Origin of the sequence: Bacillus sp. MUM 13, assembly GCF_001866725.1 — a bacterium.
Lineage (GTDB): Bacteria > Bacillota > Bacilli > Bacillales > DSM-1321 > Peribacillus.
Genome location: NZ_MLYQ01000065.1, coordinates 23,448 through 39,905, shown reverse-complemented (window position 1 = coordinate 39,905; position 16,458 = coordinate 23,448). Strand labels below are relative to the sequence as shown.

Genomic DNA, 16,458 nt, shown 5'->3' with positions numbered 1-16,458 from the left:
AAATAGAAGTTATATATTTATGTAAAAGAAAAGAAAAAGCCAGCAAACATGGCTGGCTTTTCCAATTATTTCTGGCAAGAACTTGTCCTTTAAAGGATTACATTGGCTGCCGGATGAACACTGAAGCACCGAATATCCCTAAATCGGTACTGGAAACCATAAGGAATCCGTTTCTCAATAAACATGCTACAGCATCCCGCAGTCTGCTTCCTTCATCTAAGTCATTCCTGCAAGGTTTTGCACTCCCAATGATGGTAGCATCTACTATCGTACGGGGCTGCAAAGGCCTTAAGGGGTTGCGCTGCCAAAGTATAGTCACTACATCTGGCTGTCTTGGAGTGATTGGAGATTTACTCAATATATCCACCTCTTTTATCAAATTCCATATAGCTTATGCGAGCGTAAAAGAGGTTGTCTCATTCTTTGTCACGATTGGATAAATAAAAAGTGCGGATTTTTATACCTTGATTTGGAAGCTTTCGAGGGAATGTTATTAAAAATACTTAAACTATTCCCGGATTTGCCCATTCCCATAAATAAAATATTTAGTTGTGGTCAATGCGGGCAATCCCATAGGTCCCCTGGCATGGAGTTTTTGAGTACTTATGCCAATTTCAGCTCCATAGCCAAATTCAAAGCCATCCGTAAATCTTGTTGAGGCATTATGGTAAACTGCAGCAGCATCTACAAGGCTTAAAAATTTTTCTGCATGTTTTTTATTTTCTGAAATAATGGCCTCTGAGTGTTTCGTTCCATATTTATTGATGTGCTGAATTGCTTCATCTACATTTTCTACTGTTTTAATGCTCAGCTTAAGTGCCAAATATTCTGTTGACCAATCCTCTTCTTCTGCTTGTTTCGCTTCAGTAAAAGCAGCACAAACAGTTTCATCTCCATATATTTCAATTTTTTTTTCGTGAAGGATGTATAAAAGGTTCCTTCCATGCCTCTCAAACCATTCTTTTTGTATTAAAACACTTTCAATAGAATTGCAGACGGAGGGACGCTGTGTTTTTCCATTTACAAGAATGCGGACTGCCATATTTTCATCTGCCGTTTCATCAATAAAAATGTGGCAATTTCCTGCACCTGTTTCAATAACTGGAACAGATGATTCTTGTATCACAGTATCTATCAGTTTTTTGCCTCCCCTTGGAATAAGCACATCTAAATATTCCCGCAGCTGAAAAAATTCTGCAGCAGTTTTTCGGCTGCTGTCTTCAATCAGCTGTACCGCATGAGGAGGGATATCCGTTTCATTCAGCGCATTTTGAATGACCTTTACTAGAGCCATATTGGAATGTGCTGCAGACGAACTTCCTCTTAATATGACCGCATTACCTGTTTTCAGGCATAAAGCAGCGGCATCAACGGTTACATTCGGCCGCGCTTCATAAATCATTCCAATGACACCAATAGCGATCCTGCATTTCTTAATCAGGAGTCCATTATCTTTATGGATTGTTTCAAGCACTTCTCCGATGGGATCATCCATTTCAATTAATAACACGATGGCAGCTGCCATATCTTCAATTCTTTTCTCACTGAGCATAATACGGTCCAGAATAGACGCTGAAAAGCCTTTTTGCCTGCCAGAGTGCAGATCCTTTTTATTTTCATGTATGAGAAAATCTTTATTTTCAAGAAGCTTCTGAGCAATTTTGTTTAGAGCCTCGTTTTTTTGCCGAGTAGTTTTCCCCGTTAATAAATAGCTGGCTTTTTTGGCTGCAATGCCTTTTTGGATTAATTCATTCATTCCTATGCCTCCCTTATTAGAAATTCACCCATTTATCCCTGTGAATCACTTCAATTAATCCAGCTTCTAAATCTGCACTGTGCTTTCCCATGGATTTCCTCAGATCATCCCCTGAATAAAGCACTTCCCCTCTGCCAAGGAGCCCATTAGGGCCGTAAACTTCAACAACATCTCCCTTATTAAAATAACCCGAAATATCATATATTCCTGATGGAAGCAAGCTGCGTCCCTTTGACATGAGTGCTATTTCCGCCCCTTCATCAATGAAAATTTTTCCGGCTGCTTGTGAATGAAGGGATAGCCACTGTTTACTGTTTGCCAGCTGACTTAAATTCTTCCTGCCGATATATGTGCCGTCTCCTTCACCTTCCAAAATCTCCAATAGCTTCATTGGTCCGGTCCCCCTGCCAATAAAAACTTTCACCCCTAAAGAGAGAGCAGTTTTTGCCGCAAGCAGCTTTGATTTCATGCCGCCTGTTCCTATATTTGTAACTGCTCCCTGCGCACCTTTAAGTATATCTTCGGTTATTTCAGGCAAGCAGCCAATTTTTTTTGCTGTTTGGTCTCTATGGGGATTGCGATCATATAACCCATTTACATCTGTCAGTATAATAAGCTGATCGGCATGTACTAAGCCGCTTACTAGAGCTGAAAGCATATCGTTGTCTCCAAAAGTCAATTCAGCAACTGATACGGTATCATTTTCGTTAATAATAGGCAGTATCCCCCGCCCAAGCAATTCAGACAATGTTGAATAAGCATTTTGATAGCGTTCTTTCTTGGAAAAGTCATTTCTTGTTAATAAAATTTGTGCAGGTATAATATCAAAATTGCGGAAGTGTTCTGTGTAGGATTGTATCAGGATGCTTTGCCCGACAGCTGCTGCTGCCTGTTTTCCTTTAACTGTTACAGGTCTTGAAGAGTATCCAAGTTTTTTAAAGCCGGTTGCAACTGCACCCGAAGAGACAAGTACAACTTCATGGCCCACTCTTCTTAATGCCGCAACAGCCTGGATATGTTCGGAGAATTTTTCATCGTCAATTTCTCCGTATTTATCAGTGATGGAGCTGCTGCCGATTTTTACAACGATCCGCTTCTTCATATTTCATCCTCCTGCACACTTTTTTATAGAAAAACACAAAAAGCCCTTTTCATCCTTATATAAAGGACGAAAAGGGCAAATTTCCGCGGTACCACCTTAGTTGGATACAATGCAATGTATCCCGCTTGAATTGATAACGCTAAAAAATAGCGCCTATGCATTAACACAGGACTCAAGAAGCAGGTTCTGCAAATTTATTGCTGCGGGTATTTCAGCATGCTACTCCGCTCTCTGTAACATAAATTTTTGCATACTAATCTTCTTTCAACGTTCAAATATTTTTATATATTATGCAAAAAAATACCCTTCGTGTCAAACATTATCTGACGCCAGGAAGTACAAAAGTGAAAATGATGCCGGGTGTCCTTTTCACTCTATTAACGGTAAATATATATGCTGCCATCTTCATAAATATCAATGGTCTGAAAACTGGCTGAAAAATCTGTTCCGTCAACCATTTCAAATCTTGCCAATTTTTCTTGTCCAGATCTGTAGGCCTCTGCATTCAGCACTAGAACATAGCTGAATATTTCCTGCCCGCCCTTTTCCTTTTTGTTTTTATATGTAAAGTGGTCCATATAATATTGCTTAAAATATTCTCTTGCTTCCAAATGATTATTAAAAGCAGGAAAACTTTTTTCTTCTTCATGAGTTATTTTTTGAAATTCCATGATTGTTCCTCCAAAATTTAATATTTTCTTAAAGTATATGTATATTTGCTGTAGAAAACATTCTATATCCTGGCAGCACATATAACTAAAAAACCAGCTCCCGATAGGAAACTGGCTTGGGATAATAGTATAAGGAAGCCGCACTTGCCGTAACTTGCAAGAAAGTTTTAAACCACCACTTCTCAAAGTGGGTGTTTGCAGAACCATTCCTGTCGTCCTCTTGCATTGAATGAGGCATGACATTTCTGTTTCGATATAAAACTCCCTATTACAGCTTAAAGGTTAAAACTTAATTATCATTACGTACAATGCAGCTTATTAGTATATTACACCTGGATAGGCAGGTTAAGCAATGGAAATTTATGCATAATGTTTATATTTTAATGCTTATTGAAGAACTTCACTTTACAATTCGTTTAGCTCCTGCATATCGTTCACTATAATATTTTAAAGAAAGTGACTGAATGCTTACTCCCTTTGAAGCAGCGGCAATAAATTTATTATTACCGAGAAAAATTCCTACAAAAGAGACATTCTTCCTATCAATTTTAAAAAATACAAGGTCTCCCTCTTTTAATTCATTCTTTTGAACAGTAGCCCCTATTTTGTATTGATCTTTAACTGTACGGGGAAGTTTCAGCTTTGCATATGAATGACTGAAAACATATTGGGTAAAACCTGAAGCATCGAACCCGCTTGGAGCTGTTCCTCCCCATTTAAACGGCTTCCCTTTATATAGTCCTGCTGTGGCGGCTGCTTCCTGCCCAGGCGAAGGGCTAGCTTTGGCACTTGAGGAAAAACCCAGCACCATTGTAAATGCAAAGAAAAGAACGAAGACTGCAGTAAATAATTTTGATAATCTTTTTGACCTCTTCACAAACGAACAACTCCTTTTTAAATGTATTTCATAGAAAACCACATTGACCAAGATATGATAAAGAATATGAAATATTCTCGCTTAAACATTTTCGGAATAATGAAATAATTAATCGAGTATTATATTATAATTATTTTAAATAACTATTGATTTTAAACTGATAAATGTTATCATTTAAATTATCTTACTATTTCAAGAGGTGATTGATACTATGACAAAAAAACTTACCACAAGCTGGGGAGCTCCCATCGGGGACAACCAAAACTCCATGACTGCAGGACACCGCGGCCCAACTTTGATCCAAGACGTGCATCTTTTAGAAAAACTCGCTCATTTTAACCGGGAACGAGTACCTGAGCGTGTTGTACACGCCAAGGGTGCAGGGGCACATGGATATTTTGAAGTCACCAATGATGTATCAAACTATACGAAAGCCAATTTTCTGTCTGCTGTAGGTCAGCGCACACCAATGTTCATCCGCTTTTCAACTGTAGCGGGAGAATTGGGCTCCGCTGATACTGTCCGTGATCCCCGAGGATTTGCTGTAAAATTTTATACAGAGGAAGGAAATTACGATCTTGTCGGGAATAACACTCCTGTTTTCTTTATTCGCGACGCCATTAAATTTCCTGATTTCATTCATACACAAAAAAGAGATCCTAAAACACACCTGAAAAATCCGACCGCTGTCTGGGATTTCTGGTCCCTTTCCCCAGAATCACTCCACCAAGTCACGATTCTGATGTCTGACCGGGGTATTCCAGCGACATTCCGCCATATGCATGGATTCGGAAGCCATACCTTCAAGTGGGTTAATAACGAAGGAAAAGCTGTTTGGGTTAAATACCATTTTAAAACTGAACAAGGTGTCAAAAACCTTGATGCTGACCTTGCTGCAAAGCTGGCAGGAGAGAATCCCGATTATCATACCGAGGATCTTTTCAACAGCATAGAAAACGGAGACTTTCCTTCATGGAAGCTCTACGTTCAAATCATGCCTGCTGAAGATGCAGACACCTACCGATTCGATCCTTTTGATGTAACAAAAGTCTGGTCTCAAAAAGACTATCCTTTAATTGAAGTGGGCCGTATGGTACTGAACAAGAATCCTGAAAATTATTTTGCTGAAGTGGAACAGGCCACTTTTTCTCCTGGAAGCTTTGTGCCTGGAATTGAGGCTTCACCGGATAAAATGCTTCAAGGAAGATTGTTCGCATACTCAGATGCCCACCGCTATAGAGTAGGGGCCAACCACAACAGCCTGCCGGTCAACCGGCCTAAAACAGAAGTGAATAACTATCAGCGCGATGGCCAAATGCGTTACGATAATAATGGCGGAGGCTCTGTATATTACGAGCCAAACAGCTTTGGAGGCCCATCAGAAACGCCTGAAAGCAATCCTTCTCCTTTCAAAGTGGAAGGATTGGCTCAATCTGTTTCTTACGATCATAACGACCATTATACGCAGCCGGGAGACCTATACCGCCTGCTGAGTGAGGAAGAAAGATCAAGGCTTATTGAAACAATCACGGGTGCCATGAAACCAGTTAAAACTGAAGAAATCAAACGCCGTCAAATACAGCATTTCTACAAAGCTGATCCTGAATTTGGAACACGGATCGCTGCTGGTCTAGGTTTGCCGATCACAGTTCCGGCAAACGTGAAATAGTATATCCATCCATTCTCATTTAACAAGCATCATTCTCAAAAAAAGGGCATCCATTTCTCAGCGGATGCCTTTTTTTGCTGCTATTCATGCTGTCTAATTGTGACTAGCCCCGCCTGTTCATCAGGCTCTCTCTAATTTCTTTTAGAAAAATTCATCTGGACTTCTAGTATAATGAAAAAATTTATTATATAGTGTAAAAGATTGGAATATTATAATCTGATTTTTTTTGTTAGGAGTTTTATGAATGGACAATGACCAAAATTATTTAGCTGAATTAAAAAGGTTAAGAGAAGAAAATTCTTTTTATAAAGAGCTCATTGATGAACTGCCCTTTTCCTTTTCCTACTATAGTCAAAAATATGCCAGAAAACTTGAAAAAAGTTTAGAAGAGTGTACTTCCCCGGTTATAGCAGAAACGAGTTTGGAAAATACCTCCGATAAAAACGTGCTGCAGATTTCATCTGCCTTCGATCCATTAGACGAGATGGAAGCTATCCTATTGCCTATATTGGACCAAATACCCCACCATATCGTTTTCATTGACCAAAAAGGGTATATAACTCTTTGCAATACACAGGCTGCCAAAGACCATGGTGTAGACCGGGAAGAAATAACCGGGAAGCATATCCGTGACTTAATGAAAATTCCCGATGAAAAAATAATGATCCTGGAATCTCTTCGAATGGAAAAAGAACTGGTCAACCATGAAATATGGGACCGCAACTATTATAATGTAAACACAAAAATCATCAGAAACCCGGACGGGTCAATCAAGAGGGTTGTAGGAGTATTTTACTTTCTCCATGCCATAAAAGAAGCAGAAAAACAAGCTCTTGCCGGACGGATTGCAGCAGGCATTGCCCATGAAATACGGAATCCCCTTACAACTGTCCGCGGTTACTTACAGCTGCTTCAAGGCAATTTAGGCCCAGAAATTTCCGAACTGTTTACATCACTTTTGATTCCTGAGATTGACCGGGCCAATAACATCATATCCGAGTTTCTAAGCATTGTCCGTCCCGCAAAGGCCCATGATGAGAGGCTGAATGTTGAGGAGTTTTTTGAAAGCTATTTAAACAAATTCATGAAAACCCAAGCCCTTCTATTTAATGTCGAATATATCTTTAATAAGGATGCCTGTACAAAAAATCTGTTTTTCACTGGTGATAAAGAAGAGCTTCTTCAGGTTTTTATGAATTTATTCCAAAATTCCGTTCAAGCCAAGGGAAACCTGGATCTAAAGGTGAACATTACATTAAAAAAGGCAGACGATTATATTCAATTCATATTTGCAGATAACGGCCATGGCATTGAATCCAAAATACTCGCAAATATCTTTGATCCCTTTTTTTCCACCAAGGATTATGGAACAGGATTAGGCTTATCTGTTTCACGAAATATTATAGAAAGCCATAATGGCATGCTTAGTGTATCGAGCAATGAGGATGGCACATCCTTTTTCATTGAACTTCCTCTAGCTTAAGAAACTGCTAACTTAAATATTCTTGAGTGATGAATACTTCAAAGAGCTGCAGACTGATTTTAGGATTAGATTCTTTCCGGATCCTGATTAATCAGTTTGCTAATATAAATAAATCCCCCTATGCAAACTATAGCAAAAGACCATGAGATTGCCTGTTTATAAATGATTCCATGGTCAAAAGCCTCTACCCCATACTTCTTAATAAGCAGCAGCATCACAAAGGATAATACCAATTCCCTTGCTGCGAACAACATCGTAATCAATTTGAAAACGTATAAAACTTTTTTTTGCAAAAACAAATCATTCATGCTTGCCCTGTCATTCCCCTGCATTTCTGCTAAATCCAGAGAAAGCAAAAGAGCTGCGGGCTTATTCGAGAAAACCGTCAGCAAAAAAAATAGCGCTACAGCAATTGAGTAAAAGACATTATTCCACAGCAATTGAAGGGCCGAGCCGGCAAGGAAGTCTGAAGCAGTTCCTATGATGAGGGATGCCAATATGAAGATGCCCGTGAAGTTTATTTTTTTTACTTCATAAAAGCGGAAGACACTGTATAATATTCCGGGAATGGATGATGCAAGTATTGTATTATAATCACCCAGGTAACCCCTTCCAGCATTCCAGACTATTAATGGAATCGCTGCATAAAAAATGATATCCAGAAGGATGATATATTTTTTCATACTCTCTCCTCTTTGCTTTAAATTTGGGGAAGAAACACCCCCGCTTCCCTGCTACTCTATGTTTATTCTTTCTTTTCAATACTTTTCCTTTTATTATATAATGGAATAGACATAAATTTTTGAAATATTAATGAATACAGAAAATTCCACAGGGGGTTTCATATGGATTCAAATCAAGCAGTGTGGTTTCCGCACGAAGAGGACATGAAACAAACCAGAATGTATAAATGGATGGAAAAACTGGGAATCAAAGATTATGATGATTTTCATGAAAAATCTATTGATGATTTGGCCTGGTTCTGGGATGAAGCAGTAAAAGAATTGAATATCACCTGGAAACAGCCCTACAGCAAAACACTCGATTTAAGTAAAGGGCTGAAATACCCTAACTGGTTTTCAGGCGGCAAAATGAACATTTGTGAAAATGCAGTAGACAAGTGGGCGGCCAATACTGACACTAGGACAAATAAAGCACTTATATGGCATGGTGATGACGGAAAGGAAAATATCTACACCTTTGAAGAATTGTCAAAAGAAATTGCCAGGGCTGCCTCCGGATTATCTGATTTAGGAGTAAAAAAAGGCGATATAGTCGCCATGTACCTCCCAATGATTCCTGAAACTGTCATCAGCATGATGGCCATTGCAAAAATTGGCGCTATTTTCTCTCCTGCATTCTCAGGATATGGAGCAGAAGCTGTAGCAACAAGGATAAACAGCGCTGAAGCAAGGTTTCTGATAACAGCAGATGGATACCTTCGCCGCGGTAAAATCGTAGAAATGAAGAAGGAAGCGGACAGGGCAGTCTCCATGTCTCCTTCTGTCGAAAAAGTAATAGTCGTTAAAAGATGCGGATCTGATATACCGTGGGATGAAAACAAAGATGTGGCATGGGAATATTTGCTGAAAAATGAAAGCACTTATACATATCCAGACACGGATGCAAGTGATCCTGTCATGCTTATTTATACATCAGGGACCACAGGGAAACCAAAAGGAGCAGTACATACCCATTCAGGCTTTCCAATCAAATCAGCTTTTGATGCTGGAATCTGCATGGATGTCAAGCAAGGCGATACCTTTTTCTGGTATACCGATATGGGCTGGATGATGGGGCCTTTCCTTGTGTTCGGCGGACTGGTGAATGGAGCTTCCATCGTTCTGTTTGAAGGAACTCCCGATTTTCCAGCACCAGATAGAATATGGCAGCTTGTTGAACGATATGGAGTTACCCATCTCGGCATTTCTCCTACACTGATCCGCAGCCTTATGAAACATGGGCCTAAATGGGTTGACCAATATAAAATGGATACACTGAAGATGATTGGTTCCACTGGTGAACCTTGGAATCCCGAGCCTTGGATGTGGCTATTTGAGCATGCAGGCAAAAAAAAGGTGCCCATTGTAAATTATTCGGGAGGTACAGAAATATCAGGCGGCATCCTTGGCAATGTACTTTTAAAACCAATTTCGCCGATCACCTTTAATGCCGCCCTTCCAGGCATGGATGTTCATGTTTATAATGAAAATGGCGATTCAGCCTTGAATGAGGTTGGGGAATTGGTGATTCTCAAACCATGGGTGGGCATGACCAATGGCTTCTGGAATGAAAATGAGCGCTATGAAAACAGCTATTTTTGCAGATGGGAAGATACATGGGTGCATGGAGACTGGGTAATCAAAGATGATAATGGCTTCTGGACCATTACCGGACGTTCTGATGATATCCTTAATGTTGCCGGAAAAAGGCTTGGCCCTGCCGAGATGGAATCAGTCCTTGTTGAACATGACTCCATTTTAGAAGCGGCGACAATCGGGATCCCGGATGAAGTTAAGGGAGAAACCGCGGTTTGTTTTGTTGTATTAAATACAGGAGCTATATTTGATGAGCTTTGTAAAAAAGAATTGTATGAACTGGTGGCAGCGCATCTTGGAAAATCACTCAAACCGAAAGAAATTTATCCTATTGAAGAGCTTCCAAAAACAAGAAATGGAAAAGTCATGCGCAGATTACTCAAAGCATCCTTTTTGAATCAAGAAACAGGTGATGTTTCCTCTCTTGAAAATCCTGATATCCTGGAAATAGTTAAAAATTTAAATATCGTGATACCCGAATATGACTGAAAAGAATAAAAGTCAACCAAACAAAATACATGATTGCCATTCTGTTCTGAACCAGCTAAAGATTGCTGTCGATTCAGCCAAGGAAATGCTTCAGCAGACACCCGAAAGTATGATGGCCTGGCAGCCGGCAGAAGGTAAAAGAAACCTCCGTGAAATGTTCGTCCATCTTTCAATTCTGTGTGAAGCAGACTTGCTGATTTCAAAAGAAGCTTCATCGAAGCATATGCAAGAATATTACCAGCGGCAACAGCCTTTTTCTAAAGATGAAATACTTGGAGCTTTTGACCGCTCCTTCGAGTTTTTAACAGCAGCAGTTTCTGATTATACAGAGGATGATTGGAAGAGAGAAACAACATCTTACTGGGGTGTTTGTTATTCGGGATATGAATGGCTCCTCGAAATACTCGGGCATTTTTATCATCATCGCGGACAGCTCCATGCCTTTCTTACCATCAAGGGCTGCCGCATCAATGTTTCTTTATTTCAATAAAAAGAGGGAAGGCAGAAATTTTTCAGCCTTCCCTCTTTATTATTATTTCCACCAAGTGTCATAAACTGATATGGCTTCATTACGCTTGTGTTCTGTTTTAAGATACCAGCTTTCAATCTTTTCTGCGGCCTCTTCCCTGATTTCCTTGCCTTCTAAGTAATCATCAATATCATCATATGAAACGCCGAGAGCTACCTCATCCGGCACTAAAGGTTTGTCATCCTCCAGGTCGGCAGTCGGTATTTTCATATACAGCTTTTCGGGAGCACCAATTGATTTCAGGATAGCTTTACCCTGCCTTTTATTAAGGCGATATAAAGGCACAAGGTCAGCAGCTCCGTCGCCATGCTTTGTGAAGAATCCTGTTACTGCTTCGGCCGCATGGTCAGTTCCAAGAACCACACCATGATATAAACCGGCCAGATCATATTGAACTTTCATTCTTTCGCGGGCTTTAACATTTCCTTTTAAGAAATTTGACATTGTTTCCCCAGTTGCATCTTCAACTGCCCTGACACTTGCATCAACAGAAGGCTTGATATTCACTGTGATATTCATAGATGGCTTTATGAAAGCAAGTGCTGCCTGCCGGTCATCTTCATCAGCCTGAACACCATATGGAAGGCTGACCGCAATGAAGGAATAATCAGTTCCGTCAGTCTCCTCATTCAATTCGTTCACAGCTGTCTGTGCGATATATCCGCAAAGAGTAGAATCCTGGCCGCCTGAAATACCAAGCACCAAGCTTTTCAGAAAGGTGTATTTCTTCAGGTAATTCTTTAATAAATCAACACTTTTCCTGAATTCAGCCTGAGGTTCAATTTCCGGTTTCACCAGAAGTTTTTCAATGATTTCTTGTTGAATTTTCCGCAATTTCGTTACCCTCTTTTCTAAATAGAATTATATACAGTGAACCTGAATTACAGCATTCACAAATACACAAGTGTCTAGCCCGGGGGCTAATTATTTTTAATCAGATTATCAACATTTTCCTTTACTTCTTTAATATTTTCCATTTTATTATTCCAGCATTTCTCGCTTAAATCCACAGGATATTCTTCTGCATTCAGTGCCCTTTTATACTCAGGCCACAGCACATCCAAATTATGTTTGGAATATGTTCTGATTTCTTCTATATCAGGCATTTCATACACTAAGCTGCCAGCGTCAAAAATATCTTCATGCAGATCTACCGCCTTATAGTCGGTCACAAATTTGCTGAGAAATGTATGGACCGGGTGAAACATCTTCAGTTTTTCTTCATCTTGAGGGTTTTCGCCCTCCATGGCAATATAATCCCCTTCTGAATGATGATTAAATGAATTGATAATCCTGTAGACACGCTTAAGTCCTGGAGTAGAAACTTTTTCAGGATTTGAGGAAATTTTGATGGTATCCATCATATTCCCTTCCTTGCCTTCAATTGAAACCATTTTATACACCGCTCCAAGTGCCGGCTGATCATATGCGGTAATCAGCTTTGTACCTATACCCCATATATCGATTTTCGCTCCCTGCTGCTTCAAGTTGATAATGGTATATTCGTCAAGATCATTTGAAGCAACTATTTTTGTATCCCTGAAGCCTGCTTCATCGAGCATCTTTCGTGCTTCTTTAGATAAGTAAGCCAGGTCTCCGCTGTCGAGCCTGATGCCCAGGAAATTTATTTTGTCTCCCAGTTCCTTTGCTACACGGATGGCATTCGGGATGCCTGAACGCAGGGTATCATAAGTATCAACTAAAAAAACACAATCTTTATGGGTTTCAGCATACTTATGAAATGCTTTATATTCATCCTTATATGCTTGAATCAGGGCATGTGCATGTGTCCCAGAAACCGGGATGCCAAAAATTTTCCCGGCACGGACATTGCTGGTTGATTCAAAACCAGCTATATAAGCGGCACGCGCTCCCCAAATTGCTGCGTCCATTTCATGTGCCCGCCTTGTTCCAAATTCAAGGGCAATTTCATTTCCCAGCACTTGCTTGATCCGGGATGCTTTTGTTGCAACGAGCGTTTGGTAATTCACAATGTTTAATAAAGCGGTTTCTACCAATTGAGCTTCTCCTAAGGGGGCTTCCACCCTTAAAATGGGTTCATTGGCAAAAACAAGTTCCCCTTCTTTCATACAGCGGATATTCCCGCTGAACTTCAAACCTTGGAGATATTGCAGAAAATCTTCATTATATTGCAATTCAGATTGCAAATAGTGTATATCTTCTTTTGAAAAATGGAAGTTTTCTATATAATCAATAATCCTTTCCAGCCCAGCAAATACGGCGTAGCCGCTTTCGAAAGGAAGAGTTCTGAAAAAGATTTCAAAAACAGCCTTTTTATTATGTATACCATCTTCCCAATAAGTTTGTGCCATATTAATCTGATATAAATCTGTATGCAGTGCGAAGCTGTCATCCTGGTACTTTGTGCTCATGTTCATTTCCTCCCAAAGAGAGCATTTAAGCCTCTCTCTCTATCACAATGCCGATCTGGCTATTCAACCCGGCATATCTATTGCCCCTTGTTCAACAGGCTGCGGCTGGTATGCTTGCCTCTTTTTTTAATATAGTAGTCTCATTTCCCCAACTAATAAATCCATTATATTGTACCCTTAATATAGTGAAGGGGAAAGTTTTTTTCCACATCGTTTATTACTCGTCACAAGCTAGGTCCATCTTATATCTTTCTAAAAAAATAATCCCTGCAATTTTTTCATGAAATTTTCGGAGAAGCACTTTAGCTTTCAGCTTCATGTTTGAATCAAGTCCTATTAAAAATTTTCAAATATCCTTTGCTGGTATAAAACGAGGCGGATTCCGCGGGGCATGCGGCGAGCCACTCAAATGCAGCAGAATCACAGTCCTGGATTAACAGAGTTTTTTAATTAGTACATATAGTATACTCTTTTTTAAAATTTTTCAACGGACGAAAATATATGTATGCCAAACCATACCCTATCTGCTATTTATTTCTGTTTAATGGAAGGCTGTTTTCGTAAACTTTGTAGCTATCTGAACAAGGGGCTGATTTCCGTTCCAGGATGCTCGCTTTCCGTGGGGCGGGCGGTGAACCTCACAAGCTAGCTTGCGGGGTCTCGCCTTCCCGCTTATCCCACAGGAGTCTCGCACCTTACACTCCAATCAACCCGGTTTAACAACGTGATCGCTTTACAGAACAAATTAAAAAATAACAATCCTTAAGAAAAGAGCCTAATGGAAAAACCCGGCATAGCTGCCGGGTTTTGAAATCAAAGCATCAGACTGGATAGACACCATGCTTTCTTTCTGTAAAGGTCTGCTGTTTTGTGCTGTATGATTCAAAACGCTTGATCAATTCATTTCTCAGCTCATCCGGCTGTACAATGCTGTCAACGATCATTTCAGATGCAAGGCGGTATATGTCGATATCCTTCCTGTACTCTTCACGTTTCAATTCAATAAATGCTGCTCTCTCTTCAGGCGGAAGAGCATTTATTTTGTTTGCATACACTGCATTCACAGCCGCTTCAGGGCCCATTACAGCAATTGAAGCAGATGGAAGGGCAAGACAGCAGTCAGGTTCAAAGGCAGGGCCTGCCATTGCATATAATCCTGCTCCATAAGCTTTCCTTACAACAACTGAGATTTTTGGAACGGTTGCTTCGCTCATCGCGGAAATCATTTTTGCTCCGTGCCGGATAATTCCAGCTTGTTCTACCTTGGTTCCAATCATGAAACCTGGAATATCGGCTAAAAAGAGGAGCGGAATATGAAAGGCATCACATAAAGTTATGAATTTGGCTGCTTTGTCCGCTGAATCATGGAACAGGACCCCGCCCTTTACTCTTGGCTGATTGGCGATGATTCCGATTGTCTGTCCATGTAAACGGGCTAAGCCTGTTATAAGCTCTGGGGCAAACAGTTTTTTGATTTCACAGAACGAATCTCTGTCTATCAGCCGATTGATCAGATCATACATATTGAATGGAGCATTCTGGTTTGATGGGATGATATCTTTTAATGTTTTTTCATATTCAGCCGGAAGCACAGGTTCAACGGGTTCAGGTTTTTGCTGATAGTTTGAGGGGAAATAGGATAAATAGCGCCTTGCATACCCGATTGCTTCTTCTTCAGACTTAACCAGCACATCTCCGCATCCTGAAACGGAACAATGCATCTTAGCCCCGCCCATTTCTTCCTCGCTTACTTTCTCGCCAATGACCATTTCAGCCATGCGCGGCGAGCCCAGATACATGGAAGCATTTCCTTCCACCATCACAACAATGTCACAAAATGCAGGGATATACGCCCCGCCTGCAGCAGATGGACCAAAAAGAAGGCAGATTTGAGGTACTTTTCCAGAAAGCTTCACCTGATTGTAAAAAATCCGGCCTGCTCCCCTTCTGCCAGGAAACATTTCTACTTGATCTGTAATTCTTGCACCAGCTGAATCTACCAGATATAAAAGTGGAACATGAAGTTTTTCAGCGGTTTCCTGTATCCGGATGATTTTTTCAACCGTTCGGGCCCCCCATGATCCTGCTTTAACAGTAGAATCATTAGCCATCACACAAACCGTCTGGCCATTGATCTTCCCTATCCCTGTTACAACTCCGTCTGCAGGAAGTCCCTCACTGGCACAATTCGCAAAAAATGCATCTTCGATTTCTATTCCTTCATCGAATAAGAGTTCAAGTCTTTTACGGACAAACAGTTTACCTTTCTCTGCATTTTTTTCATGATATTTCCCATGTCCGCCCTGGCTGATTTTCTCGACTGTTTCATTCAGTTTTCCAATTAATGTTGACATCGTGACAGCTCCTCTATTAATGGCCTGTGTAAACTGGCTTGCGTTTTTCTTTAAATGCTTGAAGCCCTTCCAGCCTGTCATTCGTATCAATAATAGTTCCGTAGCATAGCTCTTCAATTTTCAAACCTGCCTGCAGGCCTGTCTCAGCACCCTGGTTGATCGCTTTTTTTGACGCCCTCAAGGCAAGCGGAGCATTTCCTGCAATTTCACGGGCAAGGGTAAAGGCTTCTTCCATTAGACTTTCGTTACTTGCGGTTTTGCTGATTAAGCCTATACTTTCTGCTTCTTTTGCACCAATTCTTCTTGCAGTAAATATCAGTTCTTTTGCCTTTGCAAGCCCGATAAGCCTCGGAAGCCTTTGTGTTCCTCCTGCACCCGGAATGATTCCGAGTGAAGTCTCGGTAAGCCCAAAGCTGGAATTGCTTGAGGCAATGCGGATATCGCAGGCTAGTGCAAGCTCAAGCCCTCCTCCAAAAGCAGAGCCATTCATTGCACAAATCACCGGAACAGGGAGCTCCTCCACCCTATTAATGGTTTCACGGATCAGGGTCACTGTATTCCTTACTTCAAACTCATTCATACCGGCACGTTCCTTTAAATCTGCTCCTGCACAAAAAACTTTTTCACCAGATCCCGTCAGTATAAGACAGCGAATGAACTCATCTTCATGAATACTCTGCAAAGCAGCCTTCATTTCATTCAGCATTTGCCTTGATAATGCATTAGCAGCCTTTGAACGGTTCAAACTCATAACAGCTATTCCAGATTGATCCTTATTTAATTCAACAGATTGCACCATACTATGCTCCTTTCAAAT

At 40.5% G+C, this 16,458-nt stretch carries 14 protein-coding genes, 1 other RNA gene and 1 other annotated feature; of the genes, 4 read left to right on the top strand and 11 right to left on the bottom strand.

The features are described 5' to 3' along the window. Nucleotides 1-97: 97 nt before the first annotated feature. The 6 genes from BIV59_RS15765 to BIV59_RS15740 all read right to left on the bottom strand — a co-directional run bounded on the left by BIV59_RS15765 (nt 98) and on the right by BIV59_RS15740 (nt 4,406). Nucleotides 98-358, bottom strand: coding sequence for a hypothetical protein (locus BIV59_RS15765; RefSeq protein WP_071352404.1), 261 nt, complete (start codon nt 356-358; stop codon nt 98-100). A 150-nt stretch (nt 359-508) separates the two neighbouring features. After that, nucleotides 509-1,756, bottom strand: a complete 1,248-nt coding sequence (locus tag BIV59_RS15760; protein WP_071352403.1) for a glutamate-5-semialdehyde dehydrogenase — start codon at nt 1,754-1,756, stop codon at nt 509-511. A gap of 16 nt (nt 1,757-1,772) precedes the next feature. Continuing rightward, nucleotides 1,773-2,858 carry a glutamate 5-kinase gene (proB, locus tag BIV59_RS15755; protein WP_071352402.1) on the bottom strand — a complete coding sequence of 362 codons (1,086 nt, stop codon included), beginning with the start codon at nt 2,856-2,858 and terminating at the stop codon, nt 1,773-1,775. Nucleotides 2,859-2,917: 59 nt separating this feature from the next. Continuing rightward, nucleotides 2,918-3,135: a binding site (T-box leader), on the bottom strand. Between the two features lie 100 nt (nt 3,136-3,235). Then, nucleotides 3,236-3,529, bottom strand: coding sequence for a hypothetical protein (locus tag BIV59_RS15750; protein WP_071352401.1), 294 nt, complete (start codon nt 3,527-3,529; stop codon nt 3,236-3,238). Between the two features lie 131 nt (nt 3,530-3,660). After that, nucleotides 3,661-3,849: non-coding RNA, 6S RNA (gene ssrS, locus BIV59_RS15745), on the bottom strand. A gap of 80 nt (nt 3,850-3,929) precedes the next feature. Further along, nucleotides 3,930-4,406, bottom strand: a complete 477-nt coding sequence (locus tag BIV59_RS15740; RefSeq protein WP_240501924.1) for a C40 family peptidase — start codon at nt 4,404-4,406, stop codon at nt 3,930-3,932. 211 nt (nt 4,407-4,617) lie between these two features. On the opposite strand from BIV59_RS15740, the gene katA reads away from it, so the two are divergent. Together katA and BIV59_RS15730 are read left to right on the top strand one after the other, a co-directional pair. Then, nucleotides 4,618-6,075 (top strand): catalase KatA, encoded by a 1,458-nt coding sequence (gene katA, locus BIV59_RS15735; protein ID WP_071352400.1) that lies wholly within the window; start codon nt 4,618-4,620, stop codon nt 6,073-6,075. Between the two features lie 244 nt (nt 6,076-6,319). Continuing rightward, on the top strand, nt 6,320-7,558 hold the full coding sequence (locus BIV59_RS15730; RefSeq protein ID WP_071352399.1) for a two-component system sensor histidine kinase NtrB: 1,239 nt from the start codon (nt 6,320-6,322) through the stop codon (nt 7,556-7,558). Between the two features lie 65 nt (nt 7,559-7,623). Here the strand turns inward: BIV59_RS15730 and BIV59_RS15725 are convergent, their stop codons facing one another. Next, on the bottom strand, nt 7,624-8,241 hold the full coding sequence (locus tag BIV59_RS15725; RefSeq protein WP_071352398.1) for a VC0807 family protein: 618 nt from the start codon (nt 8,239-8,241) through the stop codon (nt 7,624-7,626). Between the two features lie 162 nt (nt 8,242-8,403). Between BIV59_RS15725 and BIV59_RS15720 the strand changes: the two genes are divergently transcribed. Further along, nucleotides 8,404-10,365, top strand: a complete 1,962-nt coding sequence (locus BIV59_RS15720) for an AMP-binding protein (protein WP_071352397.1) — start codon at nt 8,404-8,406, stop codon at nt 10,363-10,365. Further along, nucleotides 10,358-10,855 carry a DinB family protein gene (locus tag BIV59_RS15715; RefSeq protein ID WP_071352396.1) on the top strand — a complete coding sequence of 166 codons (498 nt, stop codon included), beginning with the start codon at nt 10,358-10,360 and terminating at the stop codon, nt 10,853-10,855. The genes BIV59_RS15720 and BIV59_RS15715 overlap by 8 nt, the downstream gene beginning before the upstream one ends. Before the next feature lie 42 nt (nt 10,856-10,897). Here the strand turns inward: BIV59_RS15715 and nadE are convergent, their stop codons facing one another. The 4 genes from nadE to BIV59_RS15695 all read right to left on the bottom strand — a co-directional run bounded on the left by nadE (nt 10,898) and on the right by BIV59_RS15695 (nt 16,440). After that, nucleotides 10,898-11,728 (bottom strand): ammonia-dependent NAD(+) synthetase, encoded by an 831-nt coding sequence (gene nadE, locus BIV59_RS15710; protein WP_071352395.1) that lies wholly within the window; start codon nt 11,726-11,728, stop codon nt 10,898-10,900. Nucleotides 11,729-11,814: 86 nt separating this feature from the next. After that, entirely contained in the window at nt 11,815-13,287 is a 1,473-nt protein-coding gene (locus tag BIV59_RS15705; RefSeq protein WP_071352394.1) for a nicotinate phosphoribosyltransferase, read from the bottom strand. Nucleotides 13,288-14,108: 821 nt separating this feature from the next. Continuing rightward, nucleotides 14,109-15,641, bottom strand: a complete 1,533-nt coding sequence (locus BIV59_RS15700; protein WP_071352393.1) for an acyl-CoA carboxylase subunit beta — start codon at nt 15,639-15,641, stop codon at nt 14,109-14,111. Between the two features lie 16 nt (nt 15,642-15,657). Next, the gene (locus BIV59_RS15695; RefSeq protein ID WP_071352392.1) at nt 15,658-16,440 is read right to left on the bottom strand and encodes an enoyl-CoA hydratase; all 783 of its coding nucleotides are present in this window, start codon (nt 16,438-16,440) and stop codon (nt 15,658-15,660) included. Nucleotides 16,441-16,458 lie beyond the last annotated feature (18 nt).

What these genes read in the sequence shown, in the direction of transcription:
- BIV59_RS15760 (WP_071352403.1), bottom strand. Translation starts at nt 1,756, where the DNA reads ATGAATGAATTAATCCAAAAAGGCATTGCAGCCAAAAAAGCCAGCTAT.
- proB (WP_071352402.1), bottom strand. Translation starts at nt 2,858, where the DNA reads ATGAAGAAGCGGATCGTTGTAAAAATCGGCAGCAGCTCCATCACTGAT.
- BIV59_RS15750 (WP_071352401.1), bottom strand. Translation starts at nt 3,529, where the DNA reads ATGGAATTTCAAAAAATAACTCATGAAGAAGAAAAAAGTTTTCCTGCT.
- katA (WP_071352400.1), top strand. Translation starts at nt 4,618, where the DNA reads ATGACAAAAAAACTTACCACAAGCTGGGGAGCTCCCATCGGGGACAAC.
- BIV59_RS15730 (WP_071352399.1), top strand. Translation starts at nt 6,320, where the DNA reads ATGGACAATGACCAAAATTATTTAGCTGAATTAAAAAGGTTAAGAGAA.
- BIV59_RS15725 (WP_071352398.1), bottom strand. Translation starts at nt 8,241, where the DNA reads ATGAAAAAATATATCATCCTTCTGGATATCATTTTTTATGCAGCGATT.
- BIV59_RS15720 (WP_071352397.1), top strand. Translation starts at nt 8,404, where the DNA reads ATGGATTCAAATCAAGCAGTGTGGTTTCCGCACGAAGAGGACATGAAA.
- BIV59_RS15715 (WP_071352396.1), top strand. Translation starts at nt 10,358, where the DNA reads ATGACTGAAAAGAATAAAAGTCAACCAAACAAAATACATGATTGCCAT.
- BIV59_RS15705 (WP_071352394.1), bottom strand. Translation starts at nt 13,287, where the DNA reads ATGAGCACAAAGTACCAGGATGACAGCTTCGCACTGCATACAGATTTA.
- BIV59_RS15700 (WP_071352393.1), bottom strand. Translation starts at nt 15,641, where the DNA reads ATGTCAACATTAATTGGAAAACTGAATGAAACAGTCGAGAAAATCAGC.
- BIV59_RS15695 (WP_071352392.1), bottom strand. Translation starts at nt 16,440, where the DNA reads ATGGTGCAATCTGTTGAATTAAATAAGGATCAATCTGGAATAGCTGTT.